This window comes from Enterobacter cloacae complex sp. P14RS (genome assembly GCF_014895895.1).
Classification (GTDB): Bacteria; Pseudomonadota; Gammaproteobacteria; order Enterobacterales; family Enterobacteriaceae; genus Enterobacter; species Enterobacter bugandensis.
The window spans coordinates 16,740-38,915 of sequence record NZ_JADBQM010000016.1 but is presented as its reverse complement, the minus strand read 5'-3'; the positions used below and the strand labels follow the sequence as shown (position 1 = coordinate 38,915).

General features: G+C 56.8%; 20 protein-coding genes. 10 read left to right on the top strand and 10 right to left on the bottom strand.

What is annotated here, in order from left to right; genetic code table 11:
* Nucleotides 1-8 precede the first annotated feature (8 nt).
* From xylH to xylF, 3 genes are all read right to left on the bottom strand, one after another.
* The gene (xylH, locus tag IM295_RS13825) at nt 9-1,190 is read right to left on the bottom strand and encodes a xylose ABC transporter permease XylH (RefSeq protein ID WP_041911621.1); all 1,182 of its coding nucleotides are present in this window, start codon (nt 1,188-1,190) and stop codon (nt 9-11) included.
* Nucleotides 1,168-2,709: a xylose ABC transporter ATP-binding protein gene (locus IM295_RS13820; RefSeq protein ID WP_193066826.1), complete on the bottom strand. Its 1,542-nt coding sequence runs from the start codon at nt 2,707-2,709 to the stop codon at nt 1,168-1,170. The genes xylH and IM295_RS13820 overlap by 23 nt, the downstream gene beginning before the upstream one ends.
* A 72-nt stretch (nt 2,710-2,781) precedes the next feature.
* Nucleotides 2,782-3,774 carry a D-xylose ABC transporter substrate-binding protein gene (xylF, locus tag IM295_RS13815; protein WP_028015068.1) on the bottom strand — a complete coding sequence of 331 codons (993 nt, stop codon included), beginning with the start codon at nt 3,772-3,774 and terminating at the stop codon, nt 2,782-2,784.
* A 371-nt stretch (nt 3,775-4,145) separates the two neighbouring features.
* Between xylF and xylA the strand changes: the two genes are divergently transcribed.
* The 4 genes from xylA to IM295_RS13795 all read left to right on the top strand — a co-directional run bounded on the left by xylA (nt 4,146) and on the right by IM295_RS13795 (nt 8,547).
* A complete protein-coding gene (gene xylA / locus IM295_RS13810) occupies nt 4,146-5,468 on the top strand; it encodes a xylose isomerase (protein ID WP_101865891.1) in 1,323 nt (440 codons plus the stop codon).
* Between the two features lie 61 nt (nt 5,469-5,529).
* On the top strand, nt 5,530-6,984 hold the full coding sequence (xylB, locus tag IM295_RS13805; protein WP_028015070.1) for a xylulokinase: 1,455 nt from the start codon (nt 5,530-5,532) through the stop codon (nt 6,982-6,984).
* 103 nt (nt 6,985-7,087) lie between these two features.
* Nucleotides 7,088-7,627 carry an isochorismatase family protein gene (locus IM295_RS13800; RefSeq protein ID WP_028015071.1) on the top strand — a complete coding sequence of 180 codons (540 nt, stop codon included), beginning with the start codon at nt 7,088-7,090 and terminating at the stop codon, nt 7,625-7,627.
* Entirely contained in the window at nt 7,627-8,547 is a 921-nt protein-coding gene (locus IM295_RS13795; protein WP_045260023.1) for a GlxA family transcriptional regulator, read from the top strand. Before IM295_RS13800 ends, IM295_RS13795 begins: the two co-directional genes overlap by 1 nt.
* On the opposite strand, the gene IM295_RS13790 is transcribed toward IM295_RS13795, so the two are convergent.
* Nucleotides 8,540-9,535, bottom strand: a complete 996-nt coding sequence (locus IM295_RS13790; protein ID WP_126300638.1) for an acyltransferase — start codon at nt 9,533-9,535, stop codon at nt 8,540-8,542. The genes IM295_RS13795 and IM295_RS13790 overlap by 8 nt on opposite strands.
* 182 nt (nt 9,536-9,717) lie before the next feature.
* Between IM295_RS13790 and IM295_RS13785 the strand changes: the two genes are divergently transcribed.
* The 4 genes from IM295_RS13785 (at nt 9,718) to IM295_RS13770 (ending at nt 15,024) form a co-directional block, all read left to right on the top strand.
* Nucleotides 9,718-10,023, top strand: coding sequence for a YsaB family lipoprotein (locus IM295_RS13785; protein WP_028015074.1), 306 nt, complete (start codon nt 9,718-9,720; stop codon nt 10,021-10,023).
* A 160-nt stretch (nt 10,024-10,183) separates the two neighbouring features.
* Nucleotides 10,184-11,095, top strand: a complete 912-nt coding sequence (glyQ, locus tag IM295_RS13780) for a glycine--tRNA ligase subunit alpha (RefSeq protein WP_003860141.1) — start codon at nt 10,184-10,186, stop codon at nt 11,093-11,095.
* 9 nt (nt 11,096-11,104) lie between these two features.
* Nucleotides 11,105-13,174, top strand: coding sequence for a glycine--tRNA ligase subunit beta (glyS, locus tag IM295_RS13775; protein WP_028015075.1), 2,070 nt, complete (start codon nt 11,105-11,107; stop codon nt 13,172-13,174).
* Between the two features lie 230 nt (nt 13,175-13,404).
* On the top strand, nt 13,405-15,024 hold the full coding sequence (locus tag IM295_RS13770) for an ABC-F family ATP-binding cassette domain-containing protein (RefSeq protein WP_126300636.1): 1,620 nt from the start codon (nt 13,405-13,407) through the stop codon (nt 15,022-15,024).
* Between the two features lie 38 nt (nt 15,025-15,062).
* Here IM295_RS13770 and IM295_RS13765 read toward each other — a convergent pair whose 3' ends face one another.
* Nucleotides 15,063-15,350 carry an HTH-type transcriptional regulator gene (locus tag IM295_RS13765; RefSeq protein WP_028015078.1) on the bottom strand — a complete coding sequence of 96 codons (288 nt, stop codon included), beginning with the start codon at nt 15,348-15,350 and terminating at the stop codon, nt 15,063-15,065.
* Between the two features lie 331 nt (nt 15,351-15,681).
* Here IM295_RS13765 and IM295_RS13760 point away from each other — a divergent pair, with 331 nt between their 5' ends.
* Both IM295_RS13760 and cspA read left to right on the top strand, forming a co-directional pair.
* Nucleotides 15,682-16,392 (top strand): DUF3053 domain-containing protein, encoded by a 711-nt coding sequence (locus tag IM295_RS13760; RefSeq protein ID WP_193066825.1) that lies wholly within the window; start codon nt 15,682-15,684, stop codon nt 16,390-16,392.
* A gap of 248 nt (nt 16,393-16,640) precedes the next feature.
* The gene (gene cspA, locus IM295_RS13755; RefSeq protein WP_003860775.1) at nt 16,641-16,853 is read left to right on the top strand and encodes an RNA chaperone/antiterminator CspA; all 213 of its coding nucleotides are present in this window, start codon (nt 16,641-16,643) and stop codon (nt 16,851-16,853) included.
* 58 nt (nt 16,854-16,911) lie between these two features.
* On the opposite strand, the gene ghrB is transcribed toward cspA, so the two are convergent.
* The 5 genes from ghrB to IM295_RS13730 all read right to left on the bottom strand — a co-directional run bounded on the left by ghrB (nt 16,912) and on the right by IM295_RS13730 (nt 22,122).
* Nucleotides 16,912-17,886 carry a glyoxylate/hydroxypyruvate reductase GhrB gene (gene ghrB / locus IM295_RS13750; protein ID WP_028015080.1) on the bottom strand — a complete coding sequence of 325 codons (975 nt, stop codon included), beginning with the start codon at nt 17,884-17,886 and terminating at the stop codon, nt 16,912-16,914.
* A gap of 26 nt (nt 17,887-17,912) precedes the next feature.
* Entirely contained in the window at nt 17,913-19,193 is a 1,281-nt protein-coding gene (locus tag IM295_RS13745) for an MFS transporter (RefSeq protein ID WP_028015081.1), read from the bottom strand.
* A 117-nt stretch (nt 19,194-19,310) separates the two neighbouring features.
* A complete protein-coding gene (locus IM295_RS13740; protein WP_028015082.1) occupies nt 19,311-20,249 on the bottom strand; it encodes a sugar kinase in 939 nt (312 codons plus the stop codon).
* Between the two features lie 3 nt (nt 20,250-20,252).
* Nucleotides 20,253-21,002, bottom strand: a complete 750-nt coding sequence (locus IM295_RS13735; protein WP_193066824.1) for a sugar phosphate isomerase/epimerase — start codon at nt 21,000-21,002, stop codon at nt 20,253-20,255.
* Between the two features lie 103 nt (nt 21,003-21,105).
* Nucleotides 21,106-22,122, bottom strand: coding sequence for a LacI family DNA-binding transcriptional regulator (locus IM295_RS13730; protein ID WP_028015084.1), 1,017 nt, complete (start codon nt 22,120-22,122; stop codon nt 21,106-21,108).
* Nucleotides 22,123-22,176 lie beyond the last annotated feature (54 nt).

Here is a 22,176-nt window from a genome sequence, read left to right as displayed (position 1 = left end):
TGCGGTTATCAGGCTCGTCGCTTGGTGGCAGAGTCCATCCAGACTGCCAGTAAAAGAATGGCCCCCTTGACGATATACTGCCAAAACGTCGGGACGTCCATCATACTCATCCCGTTATCCAACGACGCCATGATAAATGCCCCCATGACCGCGCCCGCCACGCTACCGATACCGCCTGCGAGGCTGGTGCCACCGATGACGCAGGCAGCGATAGCATCCAGCTCGGCGATGTTACCGGCGGAAGGAGAGCCTGCCCCCAGACGCGAGCTGAGGATCAACCCGGCGATAGCGACCATCAGGCCGTTAATGGCGAAAACCGCCAGCTTGGTACGTTCGACGTTAATACCCGACAGGCGAGCAGCTTCAAGGTTGCCGCCGATGGCATAAATACGACGGCCAAACGCGGTGCGCGTCGCCATAAACATGCCGCCGAGCAGTAACAGCGCCAGCAGCAGTACCGGCGTCGGAACGCCGCGATAGTCGTTAAGAAGCCAGATGGCGCCCAGCACAATGACCGCCGTCAGCGCCTGACGTCCTACCACGGACGTTGACGCTGGCGACGCAAGACCCAGCGCCTGACGGCGCATACGTCCACGCCACTGCCACGCGACAAACGCCAGCAGTCCCACCACGCCGATCGTAAAGCCTATGCTGTCCGAGAGGTAACTCTGGCCAATTTGGGACATCGCCGCGCTGGTCGGGGAGACGGTCGTGCCGTTAGTGATACCGATCAAGATCCCGCGGAAGGCCAGCATTCCCGCCAGGGTGACGATAAACGATGGCACCTTCCGATAGGCAACCCACCAGCCGTTCCAGGCCCCTAAAACCAGCCCCAGTACCAGCGTAACCGCGACGGTTAGCGGCAGCGGCCAGCCGAGCCAGACGTCAAAAATGGCCGCCACGCCGCCGAGAAGACCCATCATCGACCCGACCGACAGGTCGATTTCCGCAGAGATGATCACGAACACCATGCCCACGGCCAGGATGCCGGTGATGGCGGTCTGGCGGAGCAGGTTTGAGACGTTACGCGCGCTTAAGTACGAGCCATCCGTCATCCACGTGAAGAACAGCATGATGACGATAATCGCCGCGATCATCACGAAAACCTGCAGGTTCAGCGCTTTTAGCCCCGCGAACGCGCCGGGCGTCGGAACAGCGACTTTGATATCAGACGGATTGCTTTTCGACATGACGTTCGCTCCTTAAAGCGGCTTCCATCACCTGCTCTTGCGTCAGGTTCTGGTTAATCAGGTTGGCTTTCAGTTTCCCCTCGTGCATGACCAGCACGCGGTCGCTCAGGCCGAGCACTTCGGGTAACTCAGACGAGATGACAATGACGGCAATCCCTTGCTGTACAAGCTGATTAATCAGTTTGTAGATTTCGTATTTGGCACCGATATCGATCCCGCGCGTCGGCTCATCAAGGATTAATATGCGTGGATTAAGGAGCAGACAGCGTGCCAGAATCGCCTTCTGCTGGTTACCGCCGCTCAGTCGACCAATCGCCAGTTCCGGCGAGGAGGTTTTGACCTTCAGCCGGGCAAGTGACTGAAGGATGCACTGCTGCTCGGCGGCATCATCCAGGCAGCTCAGCGCGCCGGAGAACCGATCGAGTGCCGCAAGGGTGATGTTTTTACCCACCGCCATGACCGGTACGATGCCGTCTTTTTTGCGGTCTTCCGGCACCATGGCAATGCCGCGGGCAATCGCCTGCTGGCAGTTGTCGATTCTCACGGGCTGGCCGTCTATATATATCGTGCCCTCCCAGCGCCCTGGCCACACGCCAAACAGGCACTGCACGGCTTCGGTACGCCCGGCACCGACGAGCCCAGCAATCCCAAGAATTTCGCCGCTGTGAAGGGAAAACGAAACGTTATTGACCCGCTTAATGTGGCGGTTAACGGGGTGCCACGCGGTCAGGTTTTCCACGCGCAGCACTTCATCGCCCTGACTGTGGGGCTCATTCGGGTAGAGTGCGGTCAGCTCGCGGCCCACCATCATGGTGATGATGTCATCTTCACTCATGCCCGCAGCTTCACGCGTGCCGATGTGTTGCCCGTCGCGGATCACGCAGATGGTGTCCGAAATGGCTTTTACCTCGTTCAGCTTGTGCGAAATGTATATGCAGGCGATACCGTGGTTTTGCAGATCGCGGATAATATTGAGCAGAACCGCAGTTTCCTGTTCGGTGAGTGACGCCGTTGGCTCATCGAGGATCAGCAGCCTGACCTGTTTATTCAGCGCCTTCGCAATTTCGACCAGCTGCTGTTGCCCCAGGCCCAGGTCGCCCACGCGGGTATCCGGTGAAATGTTGAGGCTCACCTGCGCCAGCAGCTTTTCACAGCGGAGCGTCATGTTGTCGTAATCCAGCACGCCGTGGCGGGAAATCTCGGCTCCGAGGAAGATGTTCTCCAGCACGGTGAGATGTTTCACCAGCGCCAGCTCCTGGTGGATGATGGCGATGCCTTTGCGTTCGGTGTCGCGAATGTGCGTCGCCTGGATGACTTCACCGGCAAAGACAATTTCGCCTTCGTAACTGCCGTGCGGGTAGATCCCACACAGGACTTTCATCAGCGTTGATTTGCCCGAACCGTTCTCGCCACACAGCGAAACCACTTCGCCAGGGTTCAACCGGAGACTGACGTTGTCGACGGCTTTCACCGCGCCGAAGCGCTTGGTGATGCTTTTCATTTCAAGTAAATAAGGCATAACTGCTCCACATAACCCGAGGGAAGAACAGTACAACGTGATGCGCCCCCGCAGAGCAGGGGCAGCGCCGGATTACAGTTCGCTCTTCTTGTGGAAACCGTCTTTAATAACGGTGGCGTCAATGTTCTCTTTATTGACTTCAATTGGCGTGAGCAGGCGAGCCGGAACGTCTTTCAGGCCGTTATTCAGCGTTGCATCTGCTTTAGGTTGCTTACCGTTGCCCAGCTCAACGGCAATTTCCGCCGCCGTATTGGCAAGTTCGGTAATCGGTTTGTAGACCGTCATGGTCTGGGTACCTGCGATAATGCGTTTTACGCCCGCCAGGTCGGCATCCTGACCAGAAATCGCGACTTTACCGGCCAGTCCCTGGGCACTCAGAGCCTGAATAGCCCCGCCTGCTGTGGCATCGTTGGAGGCCACGACAGCATCAATTTTGTTGTTATTAGCCGTCAGCGCATTTTCCATAATCTTCAGGGCATTTTCTGGTAACCATCCGTCGGCCCACTGATCGCCGACCACCTTAATTTTGCCGCTGTCGATGTACGGCTTAAGGACCTTCATTTGCCCTTCGCGGAACAGTTTGGCGTTGTTATCCACCGGCGAACCGCCCATCAGGAAATAATTGCCTTGAGGCACTTTGTCGATCAGGCTTTGCGCCTGTAATTCGCCCACTTTTTCATTGTCGAAGGAAATATAATAATCAATATCGGCGTTATTAATCATGCGGTCATAAGCGAGAACTTTTATGCCTTCCTGCTTCGCTTCTTTCACCACGTTACTTAATACCTGGCCGTTATAAGGGATAATGACCAGAACATCGACTCCCCGGTTGATCATATTCTCGATCTGCGACATTTGCGTTTCTTCATTGCCGTTAGCCGACTGAACAAACACATTCGCACCGAGTGATTCCGCTTTTTTCACAAAAATATCGCGATCTTTTTGCCAGCGCTCCAGACGCAGGTCATCAATCGCCATGCCAATTTTGACCTCCTTGGCATGCCCTGCAAAGCTTGCAAGGAGGAGCGTAGTGCAGAGCGTTAGGGTCAGGTTCTTTATCTTCATAATTATTAGGCCTTTTTGTAGGGGTATGTGTTGCTGAGATAAAAGAAACATTCACTGCTGGGTCGCAGCAAATTTTTAACGCGGAAAGGCGGGCTGGCAATTACAGATTTTTATCTTCTCATTACGATATTTGGTTTATTTCTGAATTTATGACCGCGATCGGATTTTAAAATTCGTAACGCCTTAATTACATTTGATTCTGGAATGTGCGCCGAAAAATAGTTTGTCTGCGCATTATTTTGCGAGCCAGCGCACAGTTGTGCATTCTCTCAATAGCAGTGTGAAATAACGTAATTGAGCAACCCAAAATGTCTATTCACTATTACTCCTGAATCAACGACTCGCCGCATACCCTGATTATGGAGCTCAATATGCAAGCTTATTTCGACCAACTCGATCGCGTTCGTTACGAAGGCCCAAAAACGACCAATCCTTTAGCATTTCGTCACTACAATCCGGATGAGCTGGTGCTGGGTAAGCGCATGGAAGATCATCTGCGCTTTGCCGCCTGTTACTGGCATACCTTCTGCTGGAACGGCGCCGATATGTTCGGCGTGGGTTCCTTTGACCGTCCGTGGCAACAGCCGGGTGAGGCCATCGAGCTGGCGAAACGCAAAGCCGACGTGGCGTTTGAGTTCTTCCACAAGCTGAACGTGCCGTACTACTGCTTCCATGATGTTGACGTATCGCCGGAAGGGGCGTCGCTGAAAGAGTACCTGAACAATTTTGCGCAGATGGTGGACGTGCTGGCAGAAAAACAGCAGCAAAGCGGCGTGAAGCTGCTCTGGGGTACGGCAAACTGCTTCACCAACCCACGCTACGGTGCGGGTGCGGCCACCAACCCGGATCCGGAAGTGTTTAGCTGGGCGGCTACGCAGGTGGTGACGGCAATGAACGCTACGCATCAGCTGGGCGGCGAAAACTATGTCCTGTGGGGCGGCCGTGAAGGCTATGAAACCCTGCTCAATACCGACCTGCGCCAGGAGCGCGAGCAGATTGGCCGCTTTATGCAGATGGTTGTCGACCATAAGCACAAAATCGGCTTCCGCGGCACGCTGCTGATCGAGCCTAAACCGCAGGAACCAACCAAGCATCAGTACGACTACGATGTCGCGACCGTGTATGGCTTCCTGAAGCAGTTTGGTCTGGAAAAAGAGATCAAAGTGAATATTGAGGCTAACCACGCTACCCTGGCGGGCCACTCATTCCATCACGAAATTGCCTCTGCGATTGCGCTGGGCATCTTCGGATCGGTAGATGCGAACCGCGGCGATCCGCAGCTGGGCTGGGATACCGACCAGTTCCCGAACAGCGTGGAAGAGAATGCGCTGGTGATGTACGAGATCGTCAAAGCGGGCGGTTTCACCACCGGCGGCCTTAACTTTGACGCCAAGGTGCGTCGCCAGAGCACCGACAAATACGATCTGTTCTACGGCCACATTGGCGCGATGGACACCATGGCGCTGGCGCTGAAAGTGGCGGCGCGTATGATTGAAGACGGCGAGCTGGATAAGCGCGTGGCGAAGCGCTACAGCGGCTGGAACAGTGAGCTGGGCCAGCAAATTTTGAAGGGTCAGTTATCGCTTGCGGAGATCGCGAAGTACGCTGAACAACAGCAGCTGGCGCCGCAGCACCAGAGCGGGCATCAGGAACTGCTGGAAAACCTGGTTAATCACTACCTGTTCGATAAATAACAGCATCCAGGCCCGGTAAGCGGAAGCGCCACCGGGCATTTCTGTCAAAGGAGTCACCACAATGTATATCGGGATCGATCTTGGCACATCGGGTGTGAAAGCCATCCTGTTAAGCGAGCAGGGCGACGTGTTAGCAACGCAGACTGAAAAGCTGCAGGTTTCACGCCCGCATCCGCTGTGGTCGGAGCAGGACCCGGAGCAGTGGTGGCAGGCGACGGATCGCGCGATAAAAGCCTTAGGCGAGCAGCACAGCCTGCGCGACGTGAAAGCGCTGGGCATTGCCGGACAAATGCATGGTGCAACGTTGCTGGATAGCCAGCATCGCGTTCTGCGCCCGGCTATTCTCTGGAACGATGGCCGCTGTGCGGAAGAGTGCGCAATCCTTGAAGCGCGTGTGCCCACGTCCCGCGAGATTACGGGCAACCTGATGATGCCGGGCTTCACCGCACCAAAACTTTTGTGGGTACAGCGCCACGAGCCGGAGATTTTCCGTCAGGTGGCGAAAGTCCTGCTGCCGAAAGACTATCTGCGCTTTCGTATGACGGGCGATTTCGCCAGCGACATGTCCGATGCCGCGGGCACCATGTGGCTCGACGTGGCGAAGCGCGACTGGAGCGAGGCGATGCTGGATGCCTGCCATCTGACCCGGGAACATATGCCCGCGCTGTTCGAAGGCTGTGAGGTGACGGGTACGCTGCTGCCAGACGTTGCGGAACGCTGGAATATGCCTGCCGTACCGGTGGTGGCCGGGGGCGGTGATAACGCGGCGGGTGCCGTGGGTGTCGGGATGGTTGAGGCGGGGCAGACGATGCTGTCGCTGGGAACCTCTGGGGTCTATTTTGCCGTCAGCGACGGCTATCGCAGCAATCCCGAAAGCGCTGTGCACAGTTTCTGTCATGCGCTTCCGGGAAAATGGCATTTGATGTCGGTGATGCTGAGCGCGGCATCCTGCCTGGACTGGGCGGCGAAGCTTACCGGCATGGCGGACGTTCCGGCACTCATTGCGGCGGCGCAGCAGGCGGATGACGCGGCGAGTACCGTCTGGTTTTTACCCTATCTTTCTGGCGAGCGTACGCCGCACAACAACCCGGAAGCGAAAGGGGTATTCTTTGGCCTAACCCATCAGCACGGCCCGGCAGAGCTGGCGCGTGCGGTTCTGGAAGGTGTGGGGTATGCGCTGGCCGACGGAATGGATGTAGTGCACGACTGCGGCCTGAAACCGGCGAGCGTCACCCTGATTGGCGGCGGCGCGCGAAGCCCTTACTGGCGACAGATGCTGGCGGATATCAGCGGGTTGCAGCTGGATTTCCGCACGGGAGGGGATGTTGGCCCCGCGCTCGGCGCCGCGCGTCTGGCGCAGATCGCTATGAACCCGGAAAAGCCGCTTTCGCAGCTGCTGCCGCAGCTTACGCTTGAACAGGCGCATGTGCCTGACGCGGCAGGACATGCCCGTTATGCAGAAAGGCGCGAGGTGTTCCGCAAAATCTATCAGCAGCTGCTGCCGCTGATGTCATAAACTCGCTTGTCCGACAGAGGCACGAGGATGTCCTTTTTTGGTCTGTGCGTGCCTCTCTTTCCTTGCCAGTATGGTGACACACCCACTGGCGAGGAGATTTATCATGTCACGCATTGCACTCATCAATATTGATACTCAGCAGTCCTTCCATCATCGCCCTTACTGGCAGGAGGGCGACATTCCTGCCTTTCAGCAGGCGATGCTGGGGCTGATTGAAGGCTGCCAGGCGCGCGGTATTCCAGTCGTTGATATTTTTCATGTGGATGAAGACGGCCCCTTCACGCTGCAAAGCGGCTATGTCAAACCGATGGCCTTTTTGCGTCATCAGCCGGATGTGGTTTTCCAGAAACACGTCCATAATGCCTTCACGGATACCGGGCTTGATCGCTGGCTGCGCGAGCGTGATATCAACCAGCTGATTATCTGCGGCATTCGCACGGAACAATGCTGTGAAACCACCGCTCGGGTAGCATCCGATCTGGGTTATGCTGTGACGTTTGTGAGCGAGGCAACGCTGACGTTTCCCATGATGTACAAGGGCATTACCCTGAGCGCAGCGGAAATTCGCCATCGTACCGAGACGGTACTGGCCGGGCGTTTTGCCGAAATTAAAACGGTAGCGGAGACGCTGGAGTCACTGTAATGCGCATCGACGTCTGGTTCGTGATGTTACCCGGGGTACTGGCACTGGATATGTCAGGCCCGGCTGAGACCTTTGTGCTGGCTGGCGACGCGTTTCGTCTGCATTACATTGGGCCGCAACCGGACGTGCCGACGTCGATAGGCCTGACGATGGGCGGCATCCAGCCGTTGCCGGAAAGTCTGCCTCCGGGGAGTCTGCTTGTCCTGCCGGGGGTGAGCGACTCCCGCGTTCAGTTCTCAACGCCGCAGGCGCAGCAGATCCAGCACTGGCTAATGCGCTTGCAGCCGGTCATTCAGCGCCGGGATATCACGGTGATGTGCGTCTGTTCTGGTGCGCTGCTGGCGGCGAAATCGGGCCTGCTGAATAACAAACAGTGCACAACCCACCATGACGTTATCAGCCGTTTACGCACTGTGGCTCCCACGGCGACGATTAAAGAAAACCGCATCTTTGTACAGGACGAGAATATCTGGACCAGCGCGGGGATCACGTCGGGCATCGATCTGGCGCTGCATATGATTAACCGCCTGTGCGGTCCCGAAAAGGCGCTGGCCGTGGCGCGCGAGATGGTGGTCTGGTTCCGCCGTTCCGGTGACGATCCCCAGCTTTCACCGTGGCTGCGCTATCGCAACCATCTTCATCCGGCGATCCATCGGGCGCAGGATGCGCTCACCGCCGAGCCGCAAAAAACGTGGAGCTTGCCCGATATCGCCGCACTGGCGCACGTCAGCCCGCGCCATCTCACCCGGCTTTTCCAGACGCATTTAGGGATTAGCGTCCGCGATTATCTGGAGCAGCTGCGTCTGGCGGTGGCGGAGCAGTGGCTGATGCAGGGGCGCGGCGTGGAACAGGCCTCTCTGGCGGCAGGCTTCTCCTCCCCGCGCCAGTACCACCGCGCCCGGCAGCGCAGCGTTAGCTGACGAAGCGGCGCGCGTCGATTTTTTGCAGCAGCATCGACAGCAGCAGGCTGATAACCAGCGTAGCGGCAAAAATCCAGACGATATCCAGCACCGGCCAGCTTTTGAGCTCAACGCCCCTTGTTCGCAGGGCGTGGATCACCAGCGCGTGAAAACCGTAAATTCCCAGCGAGTGCCGCGAGATAAAGCCCAGCACGGGAAGGGGACGCGCATTCAGGGTGTTTTTAACGAGCGTGAGCAGCGATACGGCACAGATAAAGACCATCGGCCCGCAATACAGATACCAGGTATCGGCAAAATTGCCGCGCCACTGAAGCTCATGTAGCGTCCCGCGTGAAATCACCGCCACGCCGGCGATAAACAGCGCTCCGCAGAGCCAGTTCAGACCGCGCTTTTGCGTGTCCATCATCCCGATGGCGCGCCCCAGCATGCCGTAAAGCACGTAGTAGAAGGTGTCGCCGTTGATATAGAGGTTTACCGGCAACCATTCGAAACCGTCGATTTTCTGCGAGACCGTGTTCGGGTTGGCGACGATGCCAATCACCACCATCAGGGCCAGAAGCATTTTCCCGCTGACGTTTTTCACCTGAATGAGCGGAGAGACCAGATAGATAACGATGATGGCGAAGAAGAACCACAGGTGGTAGAAAACCGGTTTTTGCAGCAAATATTTGAGGGATAACCCGGCGTTAATGGAGGTAAACAGGGTGATATAGAGCAGGGCAACGGCGCTGTAGAACCCCAGACAGGCCGCGATGCGGATGAAGTGCCTCGGCTGCGCGCTACGCTCGCCAAAAAAGAGAAAGCCGGAAATCATAAAAAACAGCGGCACGCTGACGCGCGACGCGGAGTTGAGGATATTGGCAATATCCCAGTTAACGGGGCTGATGCTGTGGGCATTCGTGACATACCAGGTCGTCGTGTGGATCATGACCACCATCAGACACGCTATTCCGCGCAGGTTATCAATCCAGTTAATTTTTGACGGCATCAGTTCCTCGTATTCCCTGTAAAGTGAGTGGGACTCCCATCGTCCAAAAGTCTTCGTTTGGAAAATTCTGAGTTTTATGCGCAGGCTTGCCGGGAGACCGCGAGATTCGCAGAATGGCAGACCTTAATCTATAAAAGTGTTGATATTAAAAATAACAGCCGCTGACCAGGACGGTAATAAAAATGATGATGAAGCGTGTGGCATCACTCTTTCTGCTGTTGATGCTGGCAGGATGCAGTGCGCCACAGGAAGTCCCCGTGCAAAAAGCGCAGCAGGGAAAAATAAGCCCGGAGCGTTCGCTGAATATGGAAGCGCTCTGTAAAGAGCGGGCCGCTCGGCGCTATAACTCGGACGTTCAGAAAATTAACGTCATTGGGTTTGAGCGCTTTCAGGGCAGCTATGAGCTTAGAGGGTATACTGCGCGCAAAGAGGGCTTTGTCTGCTCGTTTGATGCGGACGGTCAGTTTTTACATCTCTCCATGCGCTAGCCTGCTCGCATAATCAACAACCAGACGCCGCCAGCGTTCTGGCCGGAAGGCTTATTTCCCAATTTTCCCTAAACAACCCCGTTTCGTACTGTATATCTTGCAGCCAGCGGGTATACTGGTCCCTTCCATTTAAAACCACACGTATCCAGCACGAAATACTATGCAAAAGTTTGATACCAAGACCTTCCAGGGCCTGATCCTGACCTTACAGGATTACTGGGCTCGTCAGGGCTGTACCATTGTTCAACCTTTGGACATGGAAGTCGGCGCCGGCACTTCACACCCGATGACCAGCCTGCGCGCGTTGGGGCCAGAGCCAATGGCGACCGCGTATGTGCAGCCTTCCCGTCGTCCGACCGATGGTCGTTACGGTGAAAACCCGAACCGTCTGCAGCATTACTATCAGTTCCAGGTGGTGATTAAGCCATCACCCGACAACATTCAGGAACTGTATCTCGGGTCGCTGAAAGAGCTGGGTATGGATCCAACCATCCACGACATCCGTTTCGTGGAAGACAACTGGGAAAACCCAACGCTGGGTGCCTGGGGTCTCGGTTGGGAAGTGTGGCTGAACGGCATGGAAGTGACCCAGTTCACCTACTTCCAGCAGGTTGGCGGTCTGGAATGTAAGCCAATCACCGGTGAAATCACCTACGGTCTGGAACGTCTGGCCATGTACATTCAGGGCGTAGACAGCGTTTACGACCTGGTCTGGAGCGACGGCCCGCTGGGTAAAACCACCTACGGCGACGTGTTCCATCAGAACGAAGTGGAGCAATCCACCTATAACTTCGAATACGCGGACGTGGACTTCCTGTTCACCTGCTTCGAGCAGTACGAGAAAGAGGCACAGCAGCTGCTGGCGCTGGAAACTCCGCTGCCGCTGCCTGCCTACGAGCGTATTCTGAAGGCCGCCCACAGCTTCAACCTGCTGGACGCCCGCAAAGCGATCTCCGTGACTGAACGTCAGCGCTACATTCTGCGTATTCGCACCCTGACCAAAGCCGTTGCAGAAGCTTACTACGCGTCCCGTGAAGCCCTTGGCTTCCCGATGTGCAACCGAAACAAATAAGAGGCGGCCATGTCTGAGAAAACTTTCCTGGTGGAAATCGGCACCGAAGAGCTGCCACCAAAAGCCCTGCGCAGCCTGGCTGAATCTTTTGCTGCGAACGTGACCGCCGAGCTGGATAACGCTGGCCTGGCGCACGGTAAAATTGAGTGGTTTGCCGCGCCGCGTCGTCTGGCGCTGAAAGTGGCAAATCTGGCGGCGTCTCAGCCGGATCGTGAAGTCGAAAAACGTGGCCCGGCGATTGCCCAGGCGTTTGACGCGGAAGGCAAGCCAAGCAAGGCTGCCGAAGGCTGGGCGCGCGGCTGCGGCATCACCGTCGATCAGGCCGAGCGTCTGACCACCGATAAAGGCGAATGGCTGCTGTATCGTGCCCACGTGAAAGGCGAAAGCGCGGAAGCGCTGCTGCCAAACATGATCGCCACTTCTCTGGCGAAGCTGCCGATTCCTAAGCTGATGCGCTGGGGCGCGTCTGACGTACACTTCGTGCGTCCGGTACACACCGTGACCCTGCTGCTGGGCGACACCGTTATTCCGGCGACCATTCTGGGCGTGGCGTCCGATCGCGTGATCCGCGGCCACCGCTTTATGGGCGAGCCAGAGTTCACCATCGACAATGCCGACCAGTATCCACAGATCCTGCTGGAACGCGGTAAAGTGATTGCCGACTACGAACAGCGTAAAGCCAAAATTAAAGCGGACGCGGAAGAAGCGGCGCGTAAGATTGGCGGTAATGCCGACCTGAGCGACAGCCTGCTGGAAGAGGTCACTTCTCTGGTGGAATGGCCGGTTGTGCTGACCGCAAAATTCGAAGAGAAATTCCTGGCCGTTCCGGCAGAAGCGCTGGTGTACACCATGAAGGGTGACCAGAAGTACTTCCCGGTTTACGCCAACGACGGCAAGCTGCTGCCAAACTTCATCTTCGTGGCGAACATCGAATCGAAAGATCCGAGCCAGATTATCTCCGGTAACGAGAAAGTGGTGCGCCCGCGTCTGGCGGATGCCGAGTTCTTCTTCAATACCGACCGTAAAAAGCGTCTGGAAGATAACCTGCCGCGCCTGCAGACCGTGCTGTTCCAGCAGCAGCTGGGTACGCTGCGCGACAAAACCGACCGTATCGCGGAGCTGTCCGGCTGGATCGCCCGTGAAATCGGTGCCGACGTTAACCACGCGACCCGCGCGGGCCTGCTCTCCAAATGCGACCTGATGACCAACATGGTGTTCGAATTCACCGACACCCAGGGCGTAATGGGCATGCACTACGCGCGTCACGATGGCGAAGCGGAAGACGTAGCCGTAGCTCTGAACGAGCAGTATCAGCCGCGCTTTGCGGGCGACGATCTGCCGTCCAACCCGGTTGCCTGCGCTGTAGCGATTGCCGATAAGATGGACACCCTGGCGGGTATCTTCGGCATCGGCCAGCATCCGAAAGGCGATAAAGACCCGTTTGCGCTGCGTCGTGCCGCGCTGGGCGTGCTGCGCATCATCGTTGAGAAGAACCTGAACCTTGATCTGCAGACCCTGACCGAAGAAGCGGTGCGTCTGTACGGCGACAAGCTGACCAACGCGAACGTGGTGGATGACGTGATCGACTTTATGCTCGGCCGTTTCCGCGCGTGGTATCAGGACGAAGGTTACACCGTCGACACCATTCAGGCGGTGCTGGCGCGTCGTCCAACCCGTCCGGCTGATTTCGATGCGCGTATGAAGGCGGTTTCCCACTTCCGTACGCTGGAAGCGGCATCTGCCCTGGCGGCGGCCAACAAGCGTGTATCCAACATCCTCGCGAAATCCGACGAGACGCTGAACGAGCGCGTAAACGCCGCGACGCTGAAAGAGCCGGAAGAGATCGCCCTGGCGATGCAGGTTGTGGTGCTGCGCGACAAGCTCGAGCCGTACTTCGCGGAAGGTCGCTACCAGGAAGCGCTGGTGGAGCTGGCGGAGCTGCGTGACGTGATCGACGCCTTCTTCGAGAAAGTGATGGTGAACGTAGAAGATAAAGAACTGCGTATTAACCGTCTCTCCATGCTCGAAAAACTGCGCGAGCTGTTCCTGCGCGTGGCGGATATTTCGCTGTTGCAGTAATGTGCCCGTTGTAACACATGCTCAAAACCCGCTTCGGCGGGTTTTTTTAATACCGTGTCGCTGAAAATTTAACCTTGAAATGGTCAACACATTACCGCTATCCTTATCTCCGTTAAATTTCTCGCTCTGGAGCGCCCCCCAAAAATGAACAAACACGACTGATGAATTTCGATCCTTGCTAAACGCCACCGCGTGGGCAGGGGATGTTTTGATTTCATTCAGGAGTGCTTATGGCTCATTTTGCGCAGTCCCCTTCTTTTATTTTGCATCAGGTCACCTGTCAGTTTGCGACGGGCGATACCCTTTTTGGTCCGCTGAGTTTTTCTCTGGAGCCGTCTCTGTGCGCTCTGGTTGGCCGTAACGGCAGCGGGAAAACGCGTCTGCTGCGTCTGCTGGCGGGGCTTGATGAGCCTGCAAGCGGGCATATTGAACGTACCGGAACATATGTCTATGTGGCTCAGCAGCAGGACATTTTGCCGCACACGACGCTGGCTGAGCTGCTCGGGTACGAGGCCATCTTCGCGGCGCGAGCGCGTATCGACAGCGGCGATTACCAGCCTGACGATCTGGAAATGCTTGATGGATTCTGGGATTTAGCTGAACGTCTTGGCGAGGCGTTTGCCCGGGCGAAACTCCCGCCGTTTGATCCAGATAAGCCAGCCGGTGAGCTCAGCGGCGGCGAGCGTATTCGCGCGCTGCTGTGCGGGGCATTTACGGCTGAAGCGGATTTCCTGCTGCTGGACGAACCGACTAACCATCTGGATCGACAAGGACGGGCGTGGTTCTACGACCAGCTTGCCCGTTATCAGGGCGGCATGCTCGTCGCCTCCCATGACCGTGAGCTGCTGGCGCAGGTGCCGCGTATTCTTGAGCTAAGCAGCGGCGGGCTGCGCAGCTACGGTGGGAATTATGCGGATTATCAAACCCAGCGCGATGCCGAACAGCAGGCGGCCCGCGCGGCGCTGGAGCACGCGGCCACGGAGCGCAAACGCACCCGCGCACGTATGCAAAAAGAGCATGACGACAGCCAGCGGCGCTCGGCAAAAACATTACGCACCGTCGATACTCTGAATATCGCGTCGTTTGAACGCGTCAAATACAAAGGCGCGGCAAAGGAACGTATTGGCTCCTGGAAAAAACAGCACAGCGAGCAAAATGAAGCCCTGAATGCCGCGGTAAACAAGGCGCGTGAGCGGGTTGAAGAAGATAACCCGGTGATGTTTACCCTGCCGGGGAGTCAGATCCCGGAAGGTAAACAGGTGCTGGTGCTGGAAGATCTGGTGTTACCGCATGTGCCTGTTCCTCCGCTTAGCTGGCGGATGGATGGGCCAATGCGCGTGGCGCTAAAAGGTCCGAACGGCTGCGGGAAATCGACGCTGTTGAAAGCCATCCTCGGCGACATTAGTCCACGCTCAGGAACCTGCAAGGTGTCGGTCAGCTGTGCTTATCTCGATCAGCATCTTTCCCGGCTCGATCTGTCGCAGTCGGTCATGACGCACCTCAACCTGGGCAATACGCCTCTGGAAGAGGGTATGTTACGCACCCGTTTAGCCCAGCTTCAGCTGGGGGCCGACAAAGTCTCGCTCCCGCTGGCGGAACTGAGCGGCGGTGAGCGTCTGAAGGCTGCGCTGGCCTGCGTGCTTTGGCGCGGGGAGGCCACGCAGCTCCTGTTGCTGGATGAACCGACCAACCATCTGGATCTGGCTTCAGTGCAGGCTATTGAAGCGGCGCTGGCTGGTTTCCCCGGCGCGCTGCTGGTGGTGTCACACGATGATGCGTTTTTAAAAGGGTTAATGTTGACGCACGAGATGGTGTGGGAAGAGACGGGCTGGCGTTTCGAGAGCCTTTAAACACAAGCCCCCGCAGAGGCGGGGGCGTTCAAACTTTACTACGCTATCTGTTTGCTGAGTGCAGGGTTGGCCTGAATCAGGCGCATCAGCTTTAACTCGGTTGGGGTGGGTTTCTCTCGTTTTGACTCCCACTCCAGCACCATAGCCACGCTGACACCCATCGCTCTGGCGAATTCTTCAGTTTTCAGTCCTGTCCCTTTGCGCAATTGCTCATATTCTGTAAAGGGATTGGATTTTTGTTGCAGGGTAATGGCCTGCGGTACATCTTTAAAAACGATCTGTTCCAGACTGCTCAGCAGCTCAAACTCAGGATCTTTATATTCCATTGAGAACTCCTCTTAAATCTCACATCGTGATCAAGAACATCAGAGAGCCAATTAAGAATAGTCCCTAATACAAACCAAGGATCGTCACGGCTGTGATTAATCGTGCGGTAACGATCGCTTTACGCGATTCAGCTATCTGGATAGTTATGCTAATTCCCTGATTAACCATATGTCGGCTTCGCCAGGTATTTTTTTGTAAATAGTAAGAAATAAATCGGCAATAGTCGTTTTACATGAAAAGAGTATCTTGCAAGGCTGACCTGGACTATCCTTGTCAGCGTCGGGCACGCGTGTGCCGGTGTGCGCTTTTTTGGGTGAAAGGAGTAATAAAATGGCGACAGGAAAGTCCTGCTCTCGCTGGTTTGCGCCTATTGCGGCGTTGTTGATGGTTGTTAGCCTGAGTGGGTGTTTTGATAAAGAAGGCGATCAGCGCAAAGCGTTTATCGATTTTCTGCAGAATACAGTGATGCGCAGCGGCGAGCGGTTGCCGACGCTGACTGCGGATCAGAAAAAACAGTTTGGCCCCTATGTGTCCGATTACGCCATTCTTTATGGGTATTCACAGCAGGTGAGCCAGGCGATGGACTCCGGTATCCGCCCGGTAGTGGATAGCGTGAACGCCATCCGTGTTCCCCAGGATTATATGACTCAGCGCGAGCCGCTGCGCCAGTCCAACGGTGCGCTCGGCGTGCTGAGCCAGCAGCTGCAAAATGCGAAAATGCAGGCTGACGCGTCACGTTCTGCGCTGAAGCAGGGCGAGGATCTTAAACCGGTCTTCGATAAAGTGTATGAGAAAGTAGTGACGAAACCCTCTGAAGCGATACAACCGCTGATTCCGGCCGCGCAGGTCTTCACTCAGCAGCTGGTTCAGGTCGGGGATTTCATCTCGCAGCAGGGGACACAGGTGAGCTTTGTTGCCAACGGCATTCAGTTCCCAACCTCGCAGCAGGCAAGTCAGTACAATACGCTGATTGGGCCGCTGGCCGCCCAGCACCAGGCCTTTAGCCAGGCGTGGGGCGCAGCAGTCGCTGCCACAGAATAAACCGAAAAACCCCGCCTCAGGCGGGGTTTTTTTTTCGGCATTCAGAAAATAACGCTTGTCATTCCTCTACCACATCGGTATAACTGTTCGCGTCGGTTTGTTACACAGACCTAAAGCAGTTTAGTAAAGCAGTCCAGATTGTTATCCATAGATACCCTTCGTAGTGACCCTTCCTTCATCGCTTAAAAATCTGTAACGCAATCCATCAAGCCGGAAGGCACAATATATTTGTTAATAAGGTAATTTCTATGTCTGCTAAAATGACTGGTCTGGTTAAATGGTTCAACGCTGATAAAGGTTTCGGCTTCATCACTCCTGACGATGGCTCTAAAGACGTGTTCGTACACTTCTCTGCTATCCAGAACGATGGCTACAAATCTCTGGACGAAGGTCAGAAAGTTTCCTTCACCATCGAAAGCGGCGCTAAAGGCCCAGCAGCTGGTAACGTTGTAAGCCTGTAAGCTTCCAACCCAGTAGCACAAAATTCAAAAACCCGCCTTCTGGCGGGTTTTTTCGTTTCTACTGTTGGATCTGCGGGTTAACGCAGTTCCTGTCTACTTTTCCAGCAAGCGCGGCTATCAGGTTATCTACCGCCGTCGCCGCCATATTGTAGCGCGTCTCGTGGGTAGCAGAGCCGATGTGTGGCAGGGCGACGACGTTTGGCATGCTCAGCAGTGGGGAGTCCACCGGAAGCGGCTCCTGCTCAAACACGTCCAGACCCGCGGCGTGGATCTCGCCGCTTTGCAGCGCTTCAATCAGCGCCTGCTCATCCACCACCGGACCGCGACCCGCGTTGATGAAGATGGCGGACTTCTTCATTTTTTCAAACGCGGATTTGCCAATCAGATGGCGCGTTTCATCCGTCAGCGGCAGGATCAGGCAAACAAAATCGGCTTCCTGCAGCAGCGTATCCAGCTCGCAGTAACGCGCGTTGAAGCGTTCTTCTGCTTCACTGTGATGACGGCGCGCGTTATACAGAATCGGCATGTTGAAGCCGAAATGCGCGCGCTGCGCCAGCGCCAGCCCGATACGCCCCATACCCACGATGCCCAGCGTTTTGCCATGCACATCCACGCCGAACCAGTCCGGCCCAATGCTTTTCGTCCATTCACCGGCTTTCACACGCTCGGCCACTTCCACCACGCGACGGGCCGTGCTGAGCACCAGCGCCATCAGCGTATCTGCCACGGTTTCCGTCAGGGCATGCGGCGTGTGCATCAGCAGGATTTTACGGGCGTTCAGGGCATCCACGTCGAAATTGTCATAACCCACGGAAACGGTTGAGGTAGCACGAAGCTTCGGCATTTTCTCCAGCAGGGCGACATCCACTTTTTCGCTTGAACCCAGCAGGCCTTCGGCGTTGGCGAACGCATCGGCATGCTGCGCCACGGTCTCCGGGCTCAGGTTCTTCACCTGCGTAACGGTGAAGTGTTCTTCCAGGCGTTTCTGCAGATCTTCCGGCAGAGCTTTATACAAAATGACGGACGGCTTCATGCTAATCTCCGTTGATTTTTAAGGATTCAGGCGTGGCGTGCGCCGACGAGGTGCTGTTGATTATTAGCAGGCTTAACAATCAAAGTAAGCCACACGGAGGCGAAAAGCGCTACCCCCATAAAGATGTACGACGCGGATGGGCTGCCGGTCACACCGTTCAGGTAGCCGACGAACCAGGATCCGCAGAACGACCCCAGCGCGCCCATACTGTTAATCAATGCCATTGCACCGCCCGCGACGTTACGCGGCAGCATTTCCGGGATGATGGCAAAAAACGGACCGTACGGGGCGTACATGGCGGCACCGGCAATCACCAGCAGGGTATAAGAGGCCCAGAAGTGATTCGCGCCCACCGCCCACGAGCCGATGAAGGCGAAAGCGGCAATCAGCAGCAGCGGCCAGACAAACAGCTTGCGGTTTTGCAGCTTGTCCGACGCCCAGGAGACAACGATCATCGCGATGGTCGCTGCGAGATACGGTACGGAAGAGAGCCAGCCCACTTCCACCATGCCGAGGTTCTCGCCGCCGCTGCGGATAATCGACGGCAGCCACAGCACAAACCCGTACACGCCGATACTCCAGGTAAAGTACTGCGCGCAGAGCAGGATAACGTTGCGGGAGCGGAACGCTTCGCCGTAGTTGCGTACCGCCTTCAGCCCCTGCTGCTCTTTATCCAGTTGCGCCTGCAGCGCGGCTTTTTCATCTTCGGAAAGCCACTTCGCTTGGGCAGGCTTATCTTTTACCAGCACCCACCAGCAGAATGCCCAGATAATTGCGGGTACCCCTTCGATGATAAACATCTCGCGCCAGCCGAAGGACTGGATCAGGTAGCCGGAGACTACCGACATCCACAGTACGGTGACCGGGTTACCGAGGATCAGGAAGGTATTCGCGCGTGAACGTTCAGATTTGGTAAACCAGTTGCTGATGTAAATCAGCATCGCCGGCATGACCGCTGCCTCAACGACGCCGAGGATAAAGCGAATGGCCGCCAGGGCAGGAATATTGTTCACCACGCCGGTCAGTGACGCGCAGGCGCCCCACAGGATCAGACAGATGAAGATCAGCTTACGCACGCTGCGGCGTTCCGCGTAAATCGCGCCGGGGATCTGGAAGAAGAAGTAGCCCAGGAAGAAAAGGGCACCCAGCAGGGATGAAATACCTTTGGTGATGCCGAGGTCTTCGGTGATCCCCGCCGCGGACGCGAAGCTGAAGTTGGCACGATCGAGGTACGCCAGGCTGTACGTGATAAACACGATTGGCATGATGTACCACCAGCGTTTTACTGCATTGGTCGAACTGTTCATAGGCTTGCCTCTGTTGTTGAGGTTGTTACCGCCGTTGTCTGTAGGGTACACGGTGGCTTAATTATTTGGTGTGGCATGCTGCCCTCACCCTGGCCCTCTCCCACAGGGAGAGGGAATTTAAACGCCGAGCTCTGCTCGCGTTGGCAATCCTTCGCTGTCGCCCTGCACCTGAATCGCCAGCGAGCCAATCTTATTGCCCCGCGCGACGGCCTGCTGCAGCGGTTTGCCTTCCAGCAGGGCGCTAATGACGCCTACGGCAAAGCCATCGCCCGCGCCGACGGTGTCGACAACGTTCTCAACCTTCACCGCCGCGACCGCGCCCTGTTCGCCGTCGGCCGTTTTGAACCATGCACCATCGGCACCGGTCTTCAGCACCACCGCTTTTACCCCTTGATTCAGATAGAAATCAGCAATGCCTTCCGGCGTATTTTCACCCGTCAGAATCATCCCCTCTTTCAGGCCCGGCAGAACCCAGTCAGCCTGGAACGCCAGGCGGTTCAGCTTCTCGACCATTTCCGCTTCACTTTTCCACAGCACCGGGCGCAAATTCGGATCGAAAGAGATCGTTTTGCCCAGCGACTTCATGGTCGTTGCCGCATGGTCCAGCAGTTCATAGGAACTGTCAGAGAGCGCCGCCGCCACGCCGCTCAGGTGCAGATGGCGGGCGGAGGCAAAATAGCCGGCGTGGTAATCTTCCGTTGAGAGATGGCTTGCCGCCGAACCTTTGCGGAAATACTCCACGATGGGATCGGTTCCATTTTCGACTTTAGATTTAAGCTGAAAGCCGGTAGGAAAGCGTCCGTCCAGGGTGACGCCTGCGGCATCAATATTCTCTTTTTTCAGCGAGTCGAGAACGAAATGGCCAAAGCTGTCATCCCCCACGCGGCTGACCCAGCCGACGTTCAGACCGAGACGCGCCAGGCCGGTCGCGACGTTCAGCTCTGCGCCCGCTACGCGTTTGATAAAGTGCTCTACCGCGCTCAGTTCGCCCGTTTCGGTCGCGACAAACATCGCCATAGCCTCGCCGATCGTGATGGCATCCAGCGTTTTGTGCATGATTTACTCCTCGCGCAGCAGGTTGACGTAATGACGGGTAACGGCGGTTAAATCCGCCCCTTCCAGCGGGAACTCAATACCGCGCGGAGCATCTGCAGGCAGCTGGCCGAGCAGATCCAGCCAGCGCGCGTCTGCGCGGTCCGGCGCCACGGCGCGGAAGTTATCTTTATGCGGCACGGCGGCTTTAACGTGGATATAGCTCACCGCAGGGGCCAGGTGACGTGCGGCCTCTTCGGGGGAGTCGCCGACCCACAGCCAGTTGCCCATGTCGAAGGTCAGCGTGACGGGCAACGCCATTTCCCGACAGGCGGCCTGGAAGCGCCGCATGGGCACGAGCTGCCCGCAGTCGGTCTGATCGTTCTCCACAACAAGCGCCATACCGCTGGCATTCAGCAGGGCGCGCAGGGCGTCGAGAGGCTGTGTGTCGCTGAAATGGCCCAGGGAAACCTTCAGCCACAGGGCGTTAAGGGTGTTGGCCTCAGAGAGATAGCGGGGCAGGTCCGGGTTAAGGGTGCCGTCGGCCATAAACAGGGCGGCGGGCGCGGAGTAGCACGCCAGCAGACCCATTAGCTCGATGGATTCGCTCAGTGCAGGCAGCGCCAGCAGCTCTTCGCTGTTAAACAGTTCGCGGCGGATCTCCACGCCGTCTGCCCCTGCGCCTGCAATAACGGGGAGCATCGCCCGCTGACCGCCTGCCTGTCGCACCTGTTCCGTGCCATACGCGGCGGTGACCACCATGATTTTCCTGCCCATCTTCGGACTCCATCGCAACATATCAATACTATTACGCTAGATGGAACCGGTTCCAAAGAAAAGATCAGGATGTCGAATTTATGATCGCTATCACAAGGGGGAATTAACGGGCGGTGGAGCCGCGAACGATCAGCTCGCCGGAGAAGACCTGCTCGCGTACGGCATCGCGGGTGCCTTCAATACGACGAATCACCTGTTCTACAGCGGCATAGCCAATCTGCCAGGTGGGTTGTTTAAGGGTCGTAATACCTACGCCAGCGAGCTCCGCCCACTCCAGCTCATCAAAGCCCAGCAGACCGATATCGCTGCCCCAGTGCAGGCCAATGCGCTTGAGCGAGCGGGCGACCTGAAGCGTCAGCGCCCCGTTGGCGGAGATAACGGCTTTGCGCATCCCGCGATGGCGGGTATGGAACTGGCGCAGGGTGTTGTCGATCTGGTCGGCTTCGTGAAGCGGCGTTTCGGCATTTTCGGCGATCGCACCGGGATAACGCGCAAGCGTGGCGCGAAATGCCGCCAGGCGGTCGCGTCGGGTATTTACCATGCCCAGCGGTTCGCTCAGGAAAAGAATCGCTTCGAAGCCCTGTTCGATCAGGTGCTCGGTCGCGGTTGTGGCTGCCTGGGTGTTATCCAGCCCGACGACATCGCAGGCGAATTCCGGGATTTTGCGGTCGATGAGGACCATGGGCAGGGAGGATTGCTGCAGGCGGTTCAGGCCCTCTTCACGCATGCCTACTGCGTTAACCACAATCCCTTCCACCTGGTAGCTGCGCAGCAGATCGAGGTAGTGCAGCTCCTGGTCGACTTCGTTGTTGGTATTACAGACCAGCGGCGTGAAGCCCTTCTCGCGGCAGGCGGCCTCGATACCGCTGAGGACGTTGACGGAGTAGGGGTTGGTGATATCGGCGATAATAAGGCCGATCAAACGGGTGCGACCGCGTTTGAGCCCGCGCGCCATCAGGCTGGGACGATAGTCGAGATCGGCAATGGCCTGTTCAATACGCGCCAGCAATGCGTCGGACAGCAGATGTTTCTCGCCGTTAAGGTAGCGCGAAATGCTGGTTTTACCGGTTTTGGCGGCTTTCGCCACGTCGCTGATGGTGGCCCGGGCTGGTTTGCTCATCGCTGATTTCCCTGAATTTAGTGAGAATACCTTAGCGGGAAAATCAACGATGGC